At 66.6% G+C, this 16089-nt stretch carries 9 protein-coding genes; 6 read left to right on the forward strand and 3 right to left on the reverse strand.

Annotated elements, in window-relative coordinates:
* From ASC70_RS13215 to ASC70_RS13225, 3 genes are all read right to left on the reverse strand, one after another.
* On the reverse strand, positions 1-345 hold the full coding sequence (locus tag ASC70_RS13215; protein ID WP_162247218.1) for an EthD family reductase: 345 nt from the start codon (positions 343-345) through the stop codon (positions 1-3).
* Positions 346-677: 332 nt separating this feature from the next.
* Complete coding sequence (locus ASC70_RS13220; protein WP_056050776.1) at positions 678-1901, reverse strand: ROK family protein; 1224 nt, start codon at positions 1899-1901, stop codon at positions 678-680.
* Positions 1902-2069: 168 nt separating this feature from the next.
* Positions 2070-2810, reverse strand: coding sequence for a GntR family transcriptional regulator (locus ASC70_RS13225; protein ID WP_056050778.1), 741 nt, complete (start codon positions 2808-2810; stop codon positions 2070-2072).
* 519 nt (positions 2811-3329) lie between these two features.
* On the opposite strand from ASC70_RS13225, the gene ASC70_RS13230 reads away from it, so the two are divergent.
* The 6 genes from ASC70_RS13230 to ASC70_RS13255 all read left to right on the forward strand — a co-directional run bounded on the left by ASC70_RS13230 (position 3330) and on the right by ASC70_RS13255 (position 16080).
* A complete protein-coding gene (locus ASC70_RS13230) occupies positions 3330-5999 on the forward strand; it encodes a TonB-dependent receptor (RefSeq protein WP_056050779.1) in 2670 nt (889 codons plus the stop codon).
* Positions 6000-6187: 188 nt separating this feature from the next.
* Positions 6188-8341: a glycoside hydrolase family 2 protein gene (locus ASC70_RS13235; protein WP_082539711.1), complete on the forward strand. Its 2154-nt coding sequence runs from the start codon at positions 6188-6190 to the stop codon at positions 8339-8341.
* Positions 8341-10005 (forward strand): alpha-L-fucosidase, encoded by a 1665-nt coding sequence (locus ASC70_RS13240; protein ID WP_056050783.1) that lies wholly within the window; start codon positions 8341-8343, stop codon positions 10003-10005. The genes ASC70_RS13235 and ASC70_RS13240 overlap by 1 nt, the downstream gene beginning before the upstream one ends.
* Positions 10006-10019: 14 nt before the next feature.
* Entirely contained in the window at positions 10020-11105 is a 1086-nt protein-coding gene (locus ASC70_RS13245; protein WP_056050786.1) for a glycosyl hydrolase family 18 protein, read from the forward strand.
* A gap of 9 nt (positions 11106-11114) precedes the next feature.
* A complete protein-coding gene (locus ASC70_RS13250; RefSeq protein ID WP_056050787.1) occupies positions 11115-13430 on the forward strand; it encodes a beta-N-acetylhexosaminidase in 2316 nt (771 codons plus the stop codon).
* A gap of 13 nt (positions 13431-13443) precedes the next feature.
* The gene (locus tag ASC70_RS13255) at positions 13444-16080 is read left to right on the forward strand and encodes a glycoside hydrolase family 2 protein (protein ID WP_056050789.1); all 2637 of its coding nucleotides are present in this window, start codon (positions 13444-13446) and stop codon (positions 16078-16080) included.
* Positions 16081-16089 lie beyond the last annotated feature (9 nt).

A 16089-nucleotide genomic window follows, 5' to 3' on the forward strand; every position in this document is an offset into this window, starting at 1 on the left:
TTAGAGCGACTTGCCGAACATGGTCGTTGGCTTGATGTCGGTGAACTTGGCCACGTCGGCTCGAAGCCCAGCCATCTCGGGTTTGGCGAGGGCGGTCTCCAGGGCTTCGGACGACGCGAACTCGAAGTGGGCGATCATCACGAACGGCGGTGGCGTCGCGCCTCTTGGCGCGCCCTCGATCAGCGTGACCTTGTCGGCCTTCATCACGCGCATCACCATGGGGATGTGGGTGGCCAGGTAGTAGCTGGTGTCGAACCGCGCGCCGTCGTGGTTCGGGTAGATCACGTTAAAGCTGACGCTGGACTTTGGCTCCGCCGCCAGGGTCGATCCGGATGAGGCGGCCATTGTCACGCCGACGCCCGCCGCCGCGGTCAATCCCAAATCGCGCCTGCTCAACATCGTGGCGACCTTCCTCTCGAGCGCCAAGCAAAACGCGTGGCGACCGGAATTGCGCGAGCCGGTCTCGCATGCCGGGGCCATACACTCAGGCCGCGCCCGCCCTCAGTCAACGCGTCCAGAGATATCGACTATTCAGCAGGGCGCGGCCTTTGATTGCAGGGCTCGACCGAATGGTCGAAAGCGATGTTGCGGGTGACCAGGATGGTCAGCGGCGGACCGGCTCGCGAGGTCAGGGGGCGACTGCGGCCGCCGTTCGCGGATGACAGCGGCGGGCTATGCTAGTCCTCGCCCATTTTTCGCAGATTGGCTCGGGACGGCAGCAACTGGCTGATGAACGGCAGGATCGCCGCACCGACCGCCGGCGCATCGGCCGCCGTCGCCGCACGCAGGACGGGGGCGATGGTCGGCACCCCCTCGACCTTGGACAGTCTGCGATTGAGGGCGTGGATCAGGTGGTCGACGATGTCGGCCGGAAGGCGGCCACCGACATAGATGGCCTCGGGATTGACCACGCAGCTGATGTTCAGAACAGGCTCGGTCAGGAGTTCGGCGGCCAGATCCACCCATTCGGCGAGGAGTGCTTGGCCGTCGGGCGGCAAGGCCGAAAGCTCCTCCGGGTGGGATAGGCTGAACCCGCCGCGCTCCAGATGATCGTAGAGGGCTGAAAGCGACACGACGCCCTGTAGCGACCGCGCCGGGGAGCGGCGCGAGCGAACCGGCAGAAAGCCGATCTCGCCGCTGCGTCCGTTGGCCCCGCGGAAATGCTCGCCGTCGATGACCAGTCCCCCACCCAAGCCCGAGGTGATCAGGATGTAGAAGAAACTGGGCTTGCGCAGCCCATGGCCAAATTGCGACTCGCCCAGCGCCGCGGCGGCCGCGTCGTTCTCGACGATGATTGGCAGGTCGAAGGCCGGCGACAACAGGGCGCGCACGTCCACGCTGCTCCAGGCCTCGTAGTCGGCGGGGCGGCGGGGCAGATCCACCTGGCCCATGTCGTCGGGCATGGCCACGCCAAGGCCTAGAACCGGCATGGCGGAAAAGTCCCACCCCGAGAACATGCGTCCGGTCTCGTCCTGGAAAAACCTCGCCACGGCCTCGGGAGAGGCGAAGTCGATTTCGCGGGTCGCGCGTGATCGCACCCGGCCGGCGAAGTCGAGCAAGACGATCGTGATGTGATCGCGGTCGATGTTCATGCCAAGCGAGAAGCAACCATCGGGATTGATGGCCAATTGCATGCCCGGCTGCCCTCGACCTCCGCGCACGCGTCCCACCTCGATGACCAGCTTCTGATCCAGCAGCCGCTTGGTGATGTTCGCGATGGCCGGCGGCGTCAGACCGGTGATCGTGGCCAGGTCCGGGCGGATCACGGGGCCAACGACCCGGATGGCCTGTAGGGTTACCCGCTGATTGTAGTCGCCAGCCCGCTCGAGGTTGGTGCCCGACAGGCGCGGCCCAGTAGCCTTGCTTCTTTCCGGACGGGTTGTTCCGGCGGGTCTTCGCATGGGTCGTCCTCTTCGTCTTCGACTCAAGCGCCGTAGGGCCGTCAGCCCTGGAGTATTGAGCACGCCTAGGCCTGAAAAAAGATCGCGTTCCGGAGGGTCGGCGAGCCTCTTGGCGTCCTGGCCGGGTCTTTGTTCAGGGGCGCAAGAGCCCTGTGGCGGATGGAGCCGCTATTGACCGCTGCTGAGTTCGGCGACGACGTCATAGGCGTCGCCTCGATAGTAGGATTGGGAAAACTCCGCCGCACGACCGTCCGGAAGGAAACCGCGTCGCTCGATCAGCAGGCCGGCGTCGCGGGCCGCGACCCCGAGGCTGTCGGCCTGGGCCTTGGTAAGCGCGATCGCGCGCAAGCGCTGAAGGGCGCGCACCGGACGATAACCGGACTGTGCGAGCGCCTCGTAGAGCGAGTCTCCAACCGCCTCGATCGAGGGCAGGCAATAGGCCGGGATGGTCGCATATTCCAGCGCCATGGGCGCATCGTCGGCGTAGCGGATGCGGTGGAAGCGATACACCGCCGCGCCCGGTGAGAGTCCGAGCGACAAGGCCTCCTCGGGCGTCACCGCGCCGAGCGAGCGATTGATCCATACGCTATGGGGGCGGCGGCCTCGCGACACCATGTCCTCGGAGAACGACGACAGTCTGGAGAAGCTCTTCTCGACGCGGCTGGTCACGAAGGTGCCCGCGCCCCGGTGGCGACTCAACAGGCCCTCGTCCACCAGGCCGCTCAACGCCTTGCGCACCGTGATGCGGGAGACCGCGTACTCCTCCGCCAGATCCCGTTCGGCGGGAATGGCCGCGTCGTGCTGCAGGACGCGGCCCTGGATGGCGCTTCTGAGCACACGTTGTAGCTGCAGGTAGAGGGGGAGGGCGTCATCGGCCTCGAGCCGGCCCACGAGATCGGAGAAGGACATGGAACTCCCTGTGGATTTCATGGGTAGGCGCCATTGGGCGCCAGTGCGCGCGCGGGGCGAGGCGCTCGGATGGGGTCCGGCTCGCTTGCGAGACCGCTGCAGGGTTCAGGATAAGACCACTTGGAGCCCAGACGAAAACCTCATCAATTTGCTTTAAATTTGATCGGATGCGCCACAGGTGCCAACGGTGAAGTTTGTCTCCGCCTAGCCGAGCCGCGGGGCGCATCACCATCACATGGTTGAAAAGTAAGGTATTACTCCACTTTTTAAGCAGCTCGAACGACCGCCCTGAGGGTGCGGCGGCGTCCGTAGAGTGGCGACTTTATGCGGCTGTGGGAAATTATATATGAAATTTGATTTTACTATTTGACGATGTTGCCAGCGCGGTCCTAGGGTCCAATTCGTATCAGGTATCTCAATGGTCCTGAATTGGTATGCATGACTTTTGAGAACCTTGAGCGGCCGTCGCCTCGACGGTCTGGCGAGGGGGCGACGGCGCCCAAGGGGAGGAACTCGGACATGAGCCTCAGATCACACGTGCTCCTGACGACCGCGTTGGCGGGGATGTTGGCGGCCGGCGCGGCGTCGGCGCAGGCGACCGACGGCGCGGCCACGGTTGACGAAGTTGTCGTCACCGGCCTGCGCGAGAGCTTGAAGAAGTCGATCCAGGTCAAGCGTGAAGCCAACGCGGTGATCGACGTCATCACCGCCGACGGCGTTGGCAAGTTTCCTGACCGCAACGTCGCCGAGGCGCTGGCCCACGTGCCGGGCGTCAGTGTCGATCACCAGTTCGGCGAAGGGGAGCGGGTCGCCATCCACGGCACCGATCCGGCCCTGAACCGCATCCTGGTCGACGGCCACAGCATCGCCTCGGCCGATTGGGGCGGCAACCCGTCCGACCGCTCGAGCCGAAGCTTCAACTATTCGCTGCTCGCGCCCGAGATCGTGGCGCGCGCGGAGGTGTTCAAGTCGCCGGAAGCCCGGATCGACGAAGGCAGCTTGGGCGGCACCGTCATCGTCCACACCCGCAAGCCGCTGGACCTGGAGGCCAACACCTTCTCAGGCTCGCTCGGCTACGCCTACAACGACCGTTCCGAGAAGGGAAACGCGCGCGCCTCGGGTCTCTATAGCTGGAAAAACAGCTCCGGCAGCCTGGGCGTCCTGCTGGGCGCCACCTATGACAAGCAGCACCTGACCCGAGCCGGCGTCGAGTATTTCGGCTACAGCGGCGGCGACAGCTTCAACAGCGCTTTCACCTATGACGCGGCCGGCAATGTAACCGGCGGCCCGACCATCAACGGCGCGGCGCCGACCAACGCCAGCCTGGCGACCCTTCGCGCTTCGCGCCTGCCGTGCTGCATCAACTTCGCCTATTTCGACCAGACGCGCGAGCGGGTCGGCGTGTCGGGCGCCCTGCAATACAAGCCCACCGATGACCTCGAACTCCTGGCGACAGGGATGCACATCGAGGGCAAGTACAACAACTACAGCCAATCGGAATATTCCGTCGCGGTCTGGACCCCCACCACGCTGCAGGCCGCCACGGTCAACAATGGCCTGATGACCAAGGGCGTCTTCGGTCCCAAGTCGAACGGCGACACCGCCCAGCTCGACACCAACTATCGCAAGACCACGATCAAGAACGACAGCCTCAACTTCGCCGCCAACTGGAAGCCGGGCGACTGGGATATCCACGCGGACGTCGGCTACACCAAGGCGACGGGTGGCAAGGACCCCGAGTATCTGTTCTCGGCGATGACCAGCGCCGGCTTCACCTACGCCTTTGATGGCAAGAACACGGTGGTCAACTATACCGCCGATCCGAGTCTCCCGGGCACTTTCGCCAGCCGCAAGAACGGTACGGTCACCCGCAACGGCCAGACGTTCACCGGCTACCAGCTCGGCGGCGTCTACACAGGCGTAACCTCGGACGAAGAGGCCTATGGCCAGATCGACTTCAAGCGCGACGTCGAATGGGGTCCGTTCAACAAGATCCGCTTTGGCCTCAAGTATTCCGACCACAGCAACCAGGAATCCTCGGCGGGCACGTCCGACTACTCGGATACGCCGTTCAGCCTGGCGGACATCAAGACGATCAAGACGCCCGCGGACCTGTTCAGCGGCTTGGGCGCCAGCGGCAACGCCACGCAGTTCACGACCATTCCGAAGGAAGAGGTCATCCGCCTGCTCAAGGCGCGGAAGTACTCGTTCTACAGCATCGACTACGGCGCCAGCTTCAAGGTCGACGAAAGCATCGCCGCCGCCTACGTCCAGGCCGACTTCGAACAGAACGGCTGGCGCGGCAACATCGGCGGCCGCTTCGTCAACACGAAAGACGACTCGACCTATTGGCTGAGCGGCGACAACGGCAATACCTACAGCCAGACGAAGGTCTCCAAGAGCTACGACAAGTTCTTGCCCTCTTTCAACGTCGCCTATTCCGTCAACGATAACGTGGTGGTGCGCGGCGCGGCGGCCCAGGTCATCGCCCGGCCTCGCTACGGCCAGCTGGCCGGCGCGTTCAGCCGGGATGACAACCAGCATACCGCCGGCGGCGGGAATCCCAATCTGAAGCCCTATGAAGCGCTGAACCTCGAGCTGTCGGCCGAATGGTACTTCGCTCCGGGCGCGCTGGTCTCGGCGGAAGTCTTCCACCGCGATATCAGCTCCTATGTCGTGTCCAAGGCCACCGACATGCAGCTGTTCAATCCGAACACTCAGCGCAACGAGACCTACAGCGTCACCTCGCCGATCAACGCCCAGGACGCCAAGGTCAATGGCTTGCTGGTGTCGTTCCAGAGCGAACTGCCCTGGGGCTTCGGCATCCAGACCAACGTCTCCTACTCGGAGGCCGAAGTCCAAGACTACAACATGCCGTTCCTCTCCAAGTACACGGTCAATGTCATTCCATACTATGAGCGAGGCGCGTTCCAAGCCCGCCTTAGCTACAACTACCGTTCTTCTTACTTCACCGGCATCGGCCGCTTGAACTCGAAGGACAGCACCGACGGCTACAACCAGCTCGATTTCTCGGCGTCCTACAAGTTCACCGATCGTATGTCGCTGAACCTGAACGCTCAGAACCTGCTGGACGAAACCTACTACTCTTACAGCGGCGACAAGGCCGCGCCGACCGCCTTCTACAAGAACGGCCGCGTGCTGGCGCTGAGCTTCGCTTACAAGATGTAGGCTCTATCTTTCTCCCTAACTTGGTCGCCGTCGCGCTGCAAGGTGACGGCGACCAATTTTTTCTTTGGGGAAATTGTTTTCTGTTGAACAGTATTGGCGCCCGAAGCCGAAGTTCGGATGCTGGATTGAGTGTTGAGGACCCGGCGCCGCTGGGGCCGCCGCGTGCGAGGCGAGGGGACGGAACCAGCATGACCAGAGCCGGCGCTTGGTTGAGCCTGCTGATCTTCGTCCTGGCCCTGGGCGGTCAGGCTGCCGCGGCCACGCGGATCGAGCTCGACGGAGCCTGGCGGTTCCATACCGATCCAAACACCGAAGGCGTGGGCGCCGGATGGTCCGCCCGGACGCCGCAAGGCGCGCGCATCGTCGCGGTTCCACACACGTGGAACCTCGGTCCCGACCAGGACTTCGATGGCGTCGGCTGGTACTTCAAGACCTTCGTCCTACCGGCCGAGCTGGCTGGCCGGCACGCCGAGCTGAACTTCGGCGCGACCTTCTACAAGAGCCGGGTCTTCGTGAATGGCGTCGAAGCTGGCGGACACGAGGGCGGCTTCACGGCCTATCATCTGGACGTGGGCAAGCTGCTCCGCCCCGGCGAGAACCGGATCGCGGTGGCCATCGACAATCGGCCGGGCTTCGCCACCATACCCGGGTACGCCATGCGGCTGCAGGCCTCGGGCAACGTCTGGTACGATTGGTGGCGCAACGGCGGGATCCTGCGCGAGGTCTGGCTGAGCGTCGCCGACAAGGGCCAGATCCGCGGGCAAGTGATCCGACAGAGCCTGTCCGCCGACCAGGCCACGGCACGCACAAGGGTTGCGATCGAGAATGTCGACGCCGGCGCCCACACCTATGGGGTGACGGCCAGTCTCGAGGATCCAGCTGGTCGGATCGTCGCCAGCGCCCAGCAGACGGTGCGCGTGGCGGGAAGCGCGACGGCAGAACCTTCGTTCGATCTCGACGCTCCGAAGCCCCAACTCTGGAATGTTGGCGCGGCCAAGCTTTATCGGCTGTCGGTCGAGCTGCGCGACGAAGACGGCCGTCTGCTCGACACGCGCGCCGACACGGTCGGTTTCCGCGGTATCGAGATCAAGGACCGCCGCCTCTATGTGAACGGCCGGCCGGTGCGCCTGACCGGCATGACGCGCCACCAGGATTCGCCGTGGGAAGGCCAGGCCGAGAGCCAAGGGACGATCCGCCAGGACTGGAACGATCTCGCCGCGCTGCACGTCACCCTGACGCGCCCCGTGCACTATCCACAGCCCCAGGCGGTGCTGGACGCGGCCGATCGCGACGGGATCCTGCTGATCCCCGAGATCCCGATCTGGCAGATGACCGAGGCCCAACTGGCCGATCCGCGGCTGCTGGATCTGGCCAAGCGCCAGATGGGCGAGATGATCACCGAGGCCGGCAATCATCCCAGCGTGCTGGCCTGGAGCGTGATGAACGAGAGCGACGCCTCCAAGCCCGGCGGCCTGGCGTTCTTCCGGGCCATGAAGGCGCATATCAACGCGCTGGACCCCGGCCGCTTCGTGACCTTCGCCGACTCCGACGTCTCGATCGCGCCGTGGAAGCCGGCCCAGGCCTTGCGCGAGGCCGACTTCATCATGGCCAACGCCTATTTCGGCACGTGGAGCGGCGGCGCCGATTCCGTCGAACCCTGGCTCGACTTCTTCGACAAGACCTATCCCGACAAGATGCTGGTGATCTCGGAGTTCGGTTGGCCCGGGCCGTTTTCCACCGATCCGAAGGCCGCCGACGCGGCGCGGATCGAGAACCTGCTGGGCCAGTTGGCCGCCTTCCAGAAGCGCGCCTTCGTAGGCGGGGCGATCTTCTGGACCTACCAGGACTATCACTCCAACCGGAACCTCTATGCCGGCTCGGTCGACGGCTATGTCGACCACGGCGTCGTCGACGAGAACCGCCAGCGCAAGCCGTCCTACGCGGCCTGGGAGCAGCGCAACCGCGCGCTGGACGTCTCGGTGGCCTGGTCGGTGGGCGAGGGCGGCCTGAAGGGCTTCATCGCCAAGGTCGCGCCGCGCCCCGCCGGCGCCTTGCCCTCCTACCCGGTGATCGGCGCCAGGGTCCGCTGGAAGGCCCTCGACCAGAACGGCGCGGTGATCGCGGAGAGCGCGCTCCACGATCTGGACCTGACGGCGGCGGCGATGGTCGCCGGGACCTGGGACAAACCGATCGACGGCATCGTCCGCGTCAATGTCGATGTCCTGACCGCGAGCGGCGCGCGCGCCGGCGGCCAGGCGGTCGAGTATCGACCCTTCAAGCTCGGTTCGGCGCCGTTTCCGCCCGATCCGACGCAGCTTCCTTCCAGCCCGGCGGTGCGTTGATGTCCAGCTCCAAGACAGGTTCCCAGGGTCTCGACCGGCGCGCCTTCCTCGCCGGGGCCGCAGGGGGCGCCGCCGCGGCGACCGCTTCGCCGGGCTTCGCCGCTTCGCCGGGATCTCCGGCGGCCTCTTCGACCGCGCCGACGGCCGGTGTCCTGAGCCCCGAACAGATCGACCAAGCCTGGCGTCGCGCGGCCGGCAAGTTCGACGCGTCCCGCGCCGCGGTGCTCAAGCGGGCGCGGGCGGTGACCGCCAGCGGCCCTTTCCGCCCGGACTGGCCCTCGCTCAAGACCTATGAGGCTCCGCTTTGGTACCAGGACGCCAAGTTCGGGATCTTCATCCACTGGGGCGTCTATTCGGTGCCGGCCTTCGGCGGCGAATGGTACTCGCGGCTGATGTATCAAAAGGGGTCGAAGGAGTACGACCACCACATCGCGACCTACGGCCCGCAGGACCGCTTCGGCTACAAGGACTTCATCCCGCGGTTCACCGCCAAGGCCTACGACCCGGTGGGCTGGGCGCGCCTCTTCAAACAGGCCGGCGCGCGCTATGTCGTGCCCGTGGCCGAGCACCACGACGGCTACGCCATGTACGACACGCGCCTGTCGGACTGGACCGCCGTCAAGACCGGTCCCAAGCGCGACCTGATCGGCGCCTTCGCCCAAGCCGCCCGAGCCGAAGGCCTGCATTTCGGCCTCTCCAGCCACCGCGCCGAGCACGACTGGTTCTTCGACGAGGGCCGCAAGATCCCGTCCGACGTCAATGATCCGCGCTACCTCCAACTTTACGGGCCGGCCCAGTTGCGGATGTCGGGCAAGGACGACGCCGACCTCTATGGCGACTTCACCGCCGTCTCCCAAGCTTGGGTCGACGACTGGCTCGCGCGCACGGCCGAGCTGGTCGAGCTCTATGATCCCGAACTGATCTATTTCGACTGGTGGATCGGCAAGGCCGAGTTCCGCGCCGCCCTGCCGGCGATGCTGGCCCAGTACTACAACGCCAAGGCCGCCAAGGGCTTGCAGGCGGTGGTCAACTACAAGCTGGGTTCGATGCCGGTCGGGGCTGGGGTGCTGGATATCGAGCGCGGCCAGGCGCCGGGCATCCAGCCGACCGCATGGCAGACCTGCACCTCGATCAGCGACAAGGCCTGGGGCTTCATCGAGAACGACACCTACAAAAGTCCCGCCCAGCTGATCCACCTGCTGATCGACGTCGTCTCCAAGAACGGCAACCTGCTGCTCAATGTCGGCCCGCACGCCGACGGCAGCATCCCCCCGGCCGCCCGCGACACCCTGCTGGCCATGGGCCAGTGGCTGACATTGAACGGCGAGGCGATCTACGGCTCGCGGCCCTGGCGGGTGTTCGGCGAAGGGCCGACCGAGATCGCCGACGGCTCGTTCCAGGAGACCAAGACCAAGCCGTACACGGCCAAGGACTTCCGGTTCACCACCCGCGACGGCCGCCTCTACGCCTTGCAGCTGAACGCGCCGGAGGGCGACGAGGCCCTGATCGCCTCGATCAAGCCGACGGACCAGGTCCGCGCCGTCACCGCGCTCAGCACCGGCCGGCCCGTCGCCTTCAGACAGACGGCCGAGGGCCTGCGGCTGGCGGTCGGTGGACAGCCCGCCGGCCACGCCGCCTACGTCTACCGTATCGAACTGATCTGATGGGAAGGGCCGTCATGCGTCGCATTCTGACCCGCGCGTTTTTCGCCGCCGCCATGCTGGGGCTCGCCTTCGGAGGCAGCGCCCAGGCCCAAGCCAAGTCGGTAAAGGCCACCCAGCCGGTGGCGCTGTTCTACCTCATGGAGACGCCCAAATCGACGCGCTCCTTCGAGCAGCACATCGACAAGATCGGCCTGCTGGTCCCGACCTGGTACGGCGTGTCCAAGGACGGCCTGGTCACCGGCGCGCCCAATCCGGGCGTCCTGAGCAAGGCGAAGGCCGCGCGCCTGCCGGTGATGCCGATCATCTCGCTGACCGAGCGGGCGGGCCTGCATCAGCTGATGCAAAGCGAGGCGGCCAAGAAGAGCATGATCGAGGCGCTGGTCCGCGAGGCCAAGGCCAACGGCTATGTCGGCTTCCATTTCGACTTCGAAAACATCAGCTATCTCGACCGCGACGCCTTCACGCTGATGGCCAGGCAGACCGCCGACGCCCTGCACGCCGCAGGCTTCATCATGGGCGTCGCCGTCGTGCCCAACGCGCCCGGTCATCCGGGCAAGGGCGCCTATTCCAAGTGGATGTGGGAATACTGGCGCGGCGCCTACGACATCGAGGCGCTGGGCAAGATCGCCGACGAGGTCAGCCTGATGACCTACGACCAACACACGCGCTGGACCCCGCCCGGCCCGGTCGGCGGCATGCCCTGGGTGATGGAGAATCTCGACTACGCCTTGAAGGCCGTTCCGCGCGAGAAGCTCTCGCTGGGCATCCCGCTCTACGGCTACCGCTGGTTCGCCGACAATCCCGTGCGCCCCGACGGCACGGAAGCCGTCAACATCAGCGGCGTCTATTTCGACGCCGACGAGTCCATGCCGATGGCCCGCGAATACGGCGTCAAGGTGCAGTGGGACGATGTCCAGCAGGAGAGCTGGTACGTGCTCTACCGTGACCAGATGAATGAGTGGGTGTCGATGCCCGACGCCCGCAGCTTCAAGGCCCGCTACGATCTGGTGAAGCAGCAAGGCCTGAGCGGTTTCAGCGCCTGGGTGCTGGGCTCGGAAGACCCGGCGATCTGGGACGTGCTGCCCGTCGTCAAGCGCTGAGGATCATCGATGCGACCCGCTCACCGTCTCGCGACCGCCAGCCTGGCTGTCCTTTCCCTGGCCCTGGCCGCCAGTTCGGCCGTGGCCGCCACTCAGGCCCTGCCGATCATTCCCGTTCCCGCCGAGCTTAGCCGGGGCAGCGGCGTCCTCGTCGTTCGCTCGGGCGCGGTGGTCTCGGTTCCGGCCGGCGACGCCGGGGCCCTTTGGGCCGCGCGTCTACTGGCCGCGCAAGTCAAGCAAACGCGCGGCCTGGACCTGGTGGTCCGCGAGGGCGGGGCCGGCCAGATCGTGCTGGCGCGTGATCCGTCCGTCACCGCCGCCGAGGGCTATGGGCTGACCGTGACGCCGAAGGGCGCGCGCATCGCCGCCAAGGACGACGCCGGCCTGCTGTACGGCGCCATGACGCTCGCCCAGCTGCTCAGTCCCGACGCGGCTTTCGGCCAACCGGTCAAGGTTCCCGCCCTGACCGTGCGCGACCAGCCGCGCTTCGCTTGGCGCGGGATCATGGTCGACGTGGCGCGTCACTTCCAGCCGGCGGAGTCGCTGAAGCCGCTGATCGACGCCATGGCCGCGCACAAGATGAACGTGCTGCATCTGCACCTGAGCGACGACCAAGGCTGGCGGGTCGAGATCAAGCGCTATCCCAAACTCACCGAGATCGGCGCCTGGCGCACTCCGCCGACGGCGGGCGAAGCGCCGTCGGTCCAGCCCTATGGCGGCTTCTACACCCAGGACCAGATCCGCGACCTGGTCGCCTACGCGCGTGAGCGTTCGGTGACCATCGTGCCCGAGATCGATCTGCCGGGTCACGCCCAGGCGGCGGTCGCCGCCTATCCCGAGATCGGCGTCTTCGGCGACCGCCCGTCCGTCGCGGTGGACTGGGGCGTCAACCCCTACCTGTTCGACGTGGACCAACCCAGCCTCACCTTCATCGAAGGCGTGCTGGACGAGCTGATGAGCCTGTTCCCGTCGACCTATATCCACGTCGGTGGCGACGAGGCGATCAAGGACCAGTGGCAGCGCTCGCCCGCCGTCCAGGCCCGCATGCGCGAGCTGGGCCTGAAGAACGAACACGAGATGCAGAGCTGGTTCATCGAGCATCTCGGCAAGTACCTGGCCGCCCATGGCCGACGGCTGATCGGCTGGGACGAGATCCTCGAAGGCGGGCTGCCGGCCTCGGCCTCGGTGATGTCGTGGCGGGGCGAGCAGGGGGCGATCGATGCGGCCAACCAGGGTCACGACGTGGTGCTATCGCCCGCGCCGATCCTCTATCTGGACAGCCTGCAGAGCGATCGCGCCGACGAGCCTCCGGGCCGGCTGTCGATCATGACCCTGAAGGACGTCTACGGCTACGAGCCCATGCCCAAGGGCATCGCGCCCGACAAGGTCGGCCACGTGCTGGGCGCCCAGGCCAACGCCTGGTCGGAGTACCTGGTGACGCCAGCGCAGATCCGCCACGCGATCTTCCCGCGCCTGGACGCCGTTTCGGAGATCACCTGGTCGCCGAAGGACAAACGGGACTGGACGGGTTTTCTCGACCGTCTGGACATCCAACGCCTGCGCTACGCCCGCCAGGGGATCAACGCCGCCGACAGCGCCTTCGCGGTCGGCTTCGCCCTGGACGGCGGGCGTGGCTCGGCGCTGCGGTCGGGCAAGGCGAGTGTGGTCCTGTCGACCCAGACCGGCTTCGGCCAGATCCGCTACACGCTGGACGGCAAGGCGCCGACGACGCGCTCGCCGCTCTACGCCAAGCCGCTCGCGGTCGCCGTGGGAACCACGATCCGGGCGGCGGCCTTCACTGCCGATGGTCGCGCGACCGCGGCGCCGCGTGCTTTCGACCTCGGCCGCACGGCGTTGCTCACCCGGAGCAACAGCGACCTGACCGCCTGCCCCAAGGGCGCGCTGGGCCTGCGCGTGCCCTTGACGTCGGAGGCGCAGGCCGATGCGCCGGCCTTCAACGTCAACCTGTTCGACACCTGCGCCCTGTATCCGGCCGCGCCGCTGGACCTGGCGGGCGGCTTCGAGGTCAAGGTGGCGCGCGTGCCGCGCCACTATGGTCTGGCCGGCGACACCGACAAGGTCCGCTGGCACTACAACGCCACCCGGTTCGGCGAGCTGATCGTCCGCGCCGGCGGCTGCGAGGGCAGGGTGGTCGCCACCTTCCCGCTGCCCGACCCGGCCACCGCCAGCAACCGCCTGACCTTCAAGGGCGAACTGCCCGAGGAGGCGGGGGATTCCGATCTCTGCCTGCTGTTCACGGCGCCCCTGTCGGGCCCCTTCTATGCCGTCGAGGCTCTGGCCCTGACGCCTCGCGTCTCCAACTGAACTGGTGAAGACCATGCTCCGATCCGCGCTGCTTTCCGCCGCCGCCCTCGCGACCTTGGCCACCGCCGCCATGGCCGGGCCCGTCGAGACGCGGAGCCTGAACCAGGGTTGGAGCTTCCGCCTCGATCCGGCCGACGCCGCGGCCGAAGCCCACGCGGCCGAGCTGCAATGGCGGCCGGCGACGGTCCCGGGCGTAGTGCAGACCGACCTGCTGGCCGCCGGTCGTATCCCCGATCCGTTCGCGGACGCCAACGAGGCGCAACTGCAGTGGATCGGTCTGGCCGACTGGCAGTACCGGCGCACGCTGGACGCCGACGCGGCCCTGCTGGCCCGCGACCATGTCGATCTGGTCTTCGACGGTCTGGACACCTTCGCCGAAGTGTCGGTCAACGGGGTCAAGCTGCTGTCGGCCGACAACCAGCATCGCCGATGGCGCGTGCCGGTCAAGGCGGTGCTGAAGCCTGGCGCCAACGAGATCGCCGTCACCTTCAAGTCGCCGATCAAGAAGCTGCAGCCGGACATCCTCAAGCAGCCCTACGTGCTGCCCGGCGCCTATGACTCCGCGTTCGGCGACGAACCGGCGGCCAAGCACACCTCCACCTATGTCAGAAAGTCCCCCTACCACTACGGCTGGGACTGGGGGCCGCGCTACGTCACCGAAGGGATCTGGCGCGAGGTGCGGCTGGAGGCCTGGGACGAGGCGCGGATCGACGGCTTCCGCATCCGTCAGGATCAGGTGACCGCCGACCATGCCCGGCTTTCCGCCGAGTTCGAGATCGAGTCCGACGGCACGCGCACGGTCGAGCTGGCCGTCACGCCGACGACGCCGGACGGCGCCGCGCTGCCGGCGGTCCGCCAAACGGTGACCCTGGCGCCGGGACTCAACCGCGTCTCCGTGTCTGTGCCGATCGCCGCGCCCAAGCTGTGGTGGCCGGCGGGTTACGGCCGCCAGGACCTCTACCGCTTCAACGCCTCCGTCACCCTGGACGGCGCGGTCCTGGCCAAGGCCGAGCGCCGGTCGGGACTGCGCACGGTCGAGCTGCGTCGGGAGGCCGACGCCTGGGGCAAGAGCATGGCGTTCGTCATCAACGGCGTGCCGGTCTTCGCCAAGGGGGCCAACCTGATCCCGTTCGACAGCTTCTCGCCGCGAGTGTCGGACGAGAAAATGCGGGCGATCCTGACCTCGGCCCGCGACGCCAACATGAACATGCTGCGCATGTGGGGCGGCGGGCATTATCAGAGCGACGCCTTCTACGCGATGGCCGACGAACTGGGCCTGATGATCTGGCAGGACTTCATGTTCGGCGGGGCCATCCCGCCCTACGACGTGGCGTTCCGCGAGAACACGCGGGTCGAGGCCGTCGAGCAGGTCAAGCGCCTGGGCGACCATCCCAGCATCGTCCTGTGGAGCGGTAACAACGAGGTGCAGACCGGCTGGGAGAACTGGGGCGACCGTGTCGCCTTCAAGACCGCCATTCCGCCCGAGGAGCGCGAGCGGATCGTCGTCGGCATGACCACCCTGTTCGGCCAGGTGCTGCGCGGCGCGGTCGCCGAGAACGACCCCGACACGCCCTACTGGGCTGGCTCGCCCAGCACGGACTATGACGGCGGCGCCGACCTGCTGACCGACGGCGACCGCCACTACTGGAGCGTCTGGGGCGGCTCGCTGCCGGTCGAGGAATACCTGCACGTCACGCCGCGCTTCATGTCCGAATACGGCCTGCAGTCGCAGCCGGAGATGCGGACCCTGAAGACCGCTATCAAGCCGCGGGACATGTCGGTCAATTCCACCGTCATGCGCGCCCACCAGAAGTACGCCAAGGGCGAGGGCAACGACCGGATCCTGTTCTACATCCGCCGCAACTACGGCGAGCCGAAGACCTTCGAGGACTTCGTCTATCTGAGTCAGGTGATGCAGGCCGAGGGCATCGAGCTTGCGGCGCTGCACCACCGGTCCTCGCGGCCTCAGACCATGGGCTCGCTGTACTGGCAGCTCAACGACGTCTGGCCCGGGGCGTCGTGGTCCAGCCTCGACTACTATGGCCGCTGGAAGGCGCTGCAGTATCACGCTCGCCGTTTCTACGCGCCTGTCGCGATGGCGGCCGTCCACGACAAGGGCGCGACGACCGTCACCTTGCTGTCCGATCGCACGACCGCCGCGCCGGTCCGCTGGCGCGTGCGGGTGATGGACGTTGACGGCAAGGTGCTGTCGGACGGCACTTCCGACGCAGAGCTCAAGCCCCTGGCGGCGACGCAGGTGGCTAGCCTGTCGGACACGACGCTGTTCAAGGGCGCCGATCCGGCCCGGACGTTCGCGGTATTCGAGCTGATCGAGGACGGCAAGACGATCTCGCGCGGCGTGGTCACCCAGGTTCCGGCCAAGGCGATGGCCTTGCCGGATCCACGCTTGTCGACCGTGTGGTCGAAGACGGCGGACGGCTACGCGGTGACCGTCAAGGCCGCCAAGCTGGCTCGCGCCGTCTGGCTGGACTTCGGCGACCTGGACGCGACGCCGGCGGACAACGCCTTCGATCTGCCGCCAGGCGAGGCGATCACCATTCGGGTGACCTCCAAGGCTTCGCTGGACAAGCTGAAGCGGGCTCTGACCCTGCGCAGCCTCTACGGCGCCACAAAGCCGACGACGCCTTAGGACCCCGAT

The sequence above is a fragment of the Caulobacter sp. Root343 genome, from assembly GCF_001425745.1.
Classification (GTDB): Bacteria; Pseudomonadota; Alphaproteobacteria; order Caulobacterales; family Caulobacteraceae; genus Caulobacter.

Bases quoted from the DNA above. Each gene is read 5' to 3' on its own strand.
- ASC70_RS13215 (WP_162247218.1), bottom strand. From the start codon at position 345: ATGGCCGCCTCATCCGGATCGACCCTGGCGGCGGAGCCAAAGTCCAGC.
- ASC70_RS13250 (WP_056050787.1), top strand. From the start codon at position 11,115: ATGCGACCCGCTCACCGTCTCGCGACCGCCAGCCTGGCTGTCCTTTCC.
- ASC70_RS13230 (WP_056050779.1), top strand. From the start codon at position 3,330: ATGAGCCTCAGATCACACGTGCTCCTGACGACCGCGTTGGCGGGGATG.
- ASC70_RS13220 (WP_056050776.1), bottom strand. From the start codon at position 1,901: ATGCGAAGACCCGCCGGAACAACCCGTCCGGAAAGAAGCAAGGCTACT.
- ASC70_RS13240 (WP_056050783.1), top strand. From the start codon at position 8,341: ATGTCCAGCTCCAAGACAGGTTCCCAGGGTCTCGACCGGCGCGCCTTC.
- ASC70_RS13225 (WP_056050778.1), bottom strand. From the start codon at position 2,810: ATGTCCTTCTCCGATCTCGTGGGCCGGCTCGAGGCCGATGACGCCCTC.
- ASC70_RS13245 (WP_056050786.1), top strand. From the start codon at position 10,020: ATGCGTCGCATTCTGACCCGCGCGTTTTTCGCCGCCGCCATGCTGGGG.
- ASC70_RS13235 (WP_082539711.1), top strand. From the start codon at position 6,188: ATGACCAGAGCCGGCGCTTGGTTGAGCCTGCTGATCTTCGTCCTGGCC.
- ASC70_RS13255 (WP_056050789.1), top strand. From the start codon at position 13,444: ATGCTCCGATCCGCGCTGCTTTCCGCCGCCGCCCTCGCGACCTTGGCC.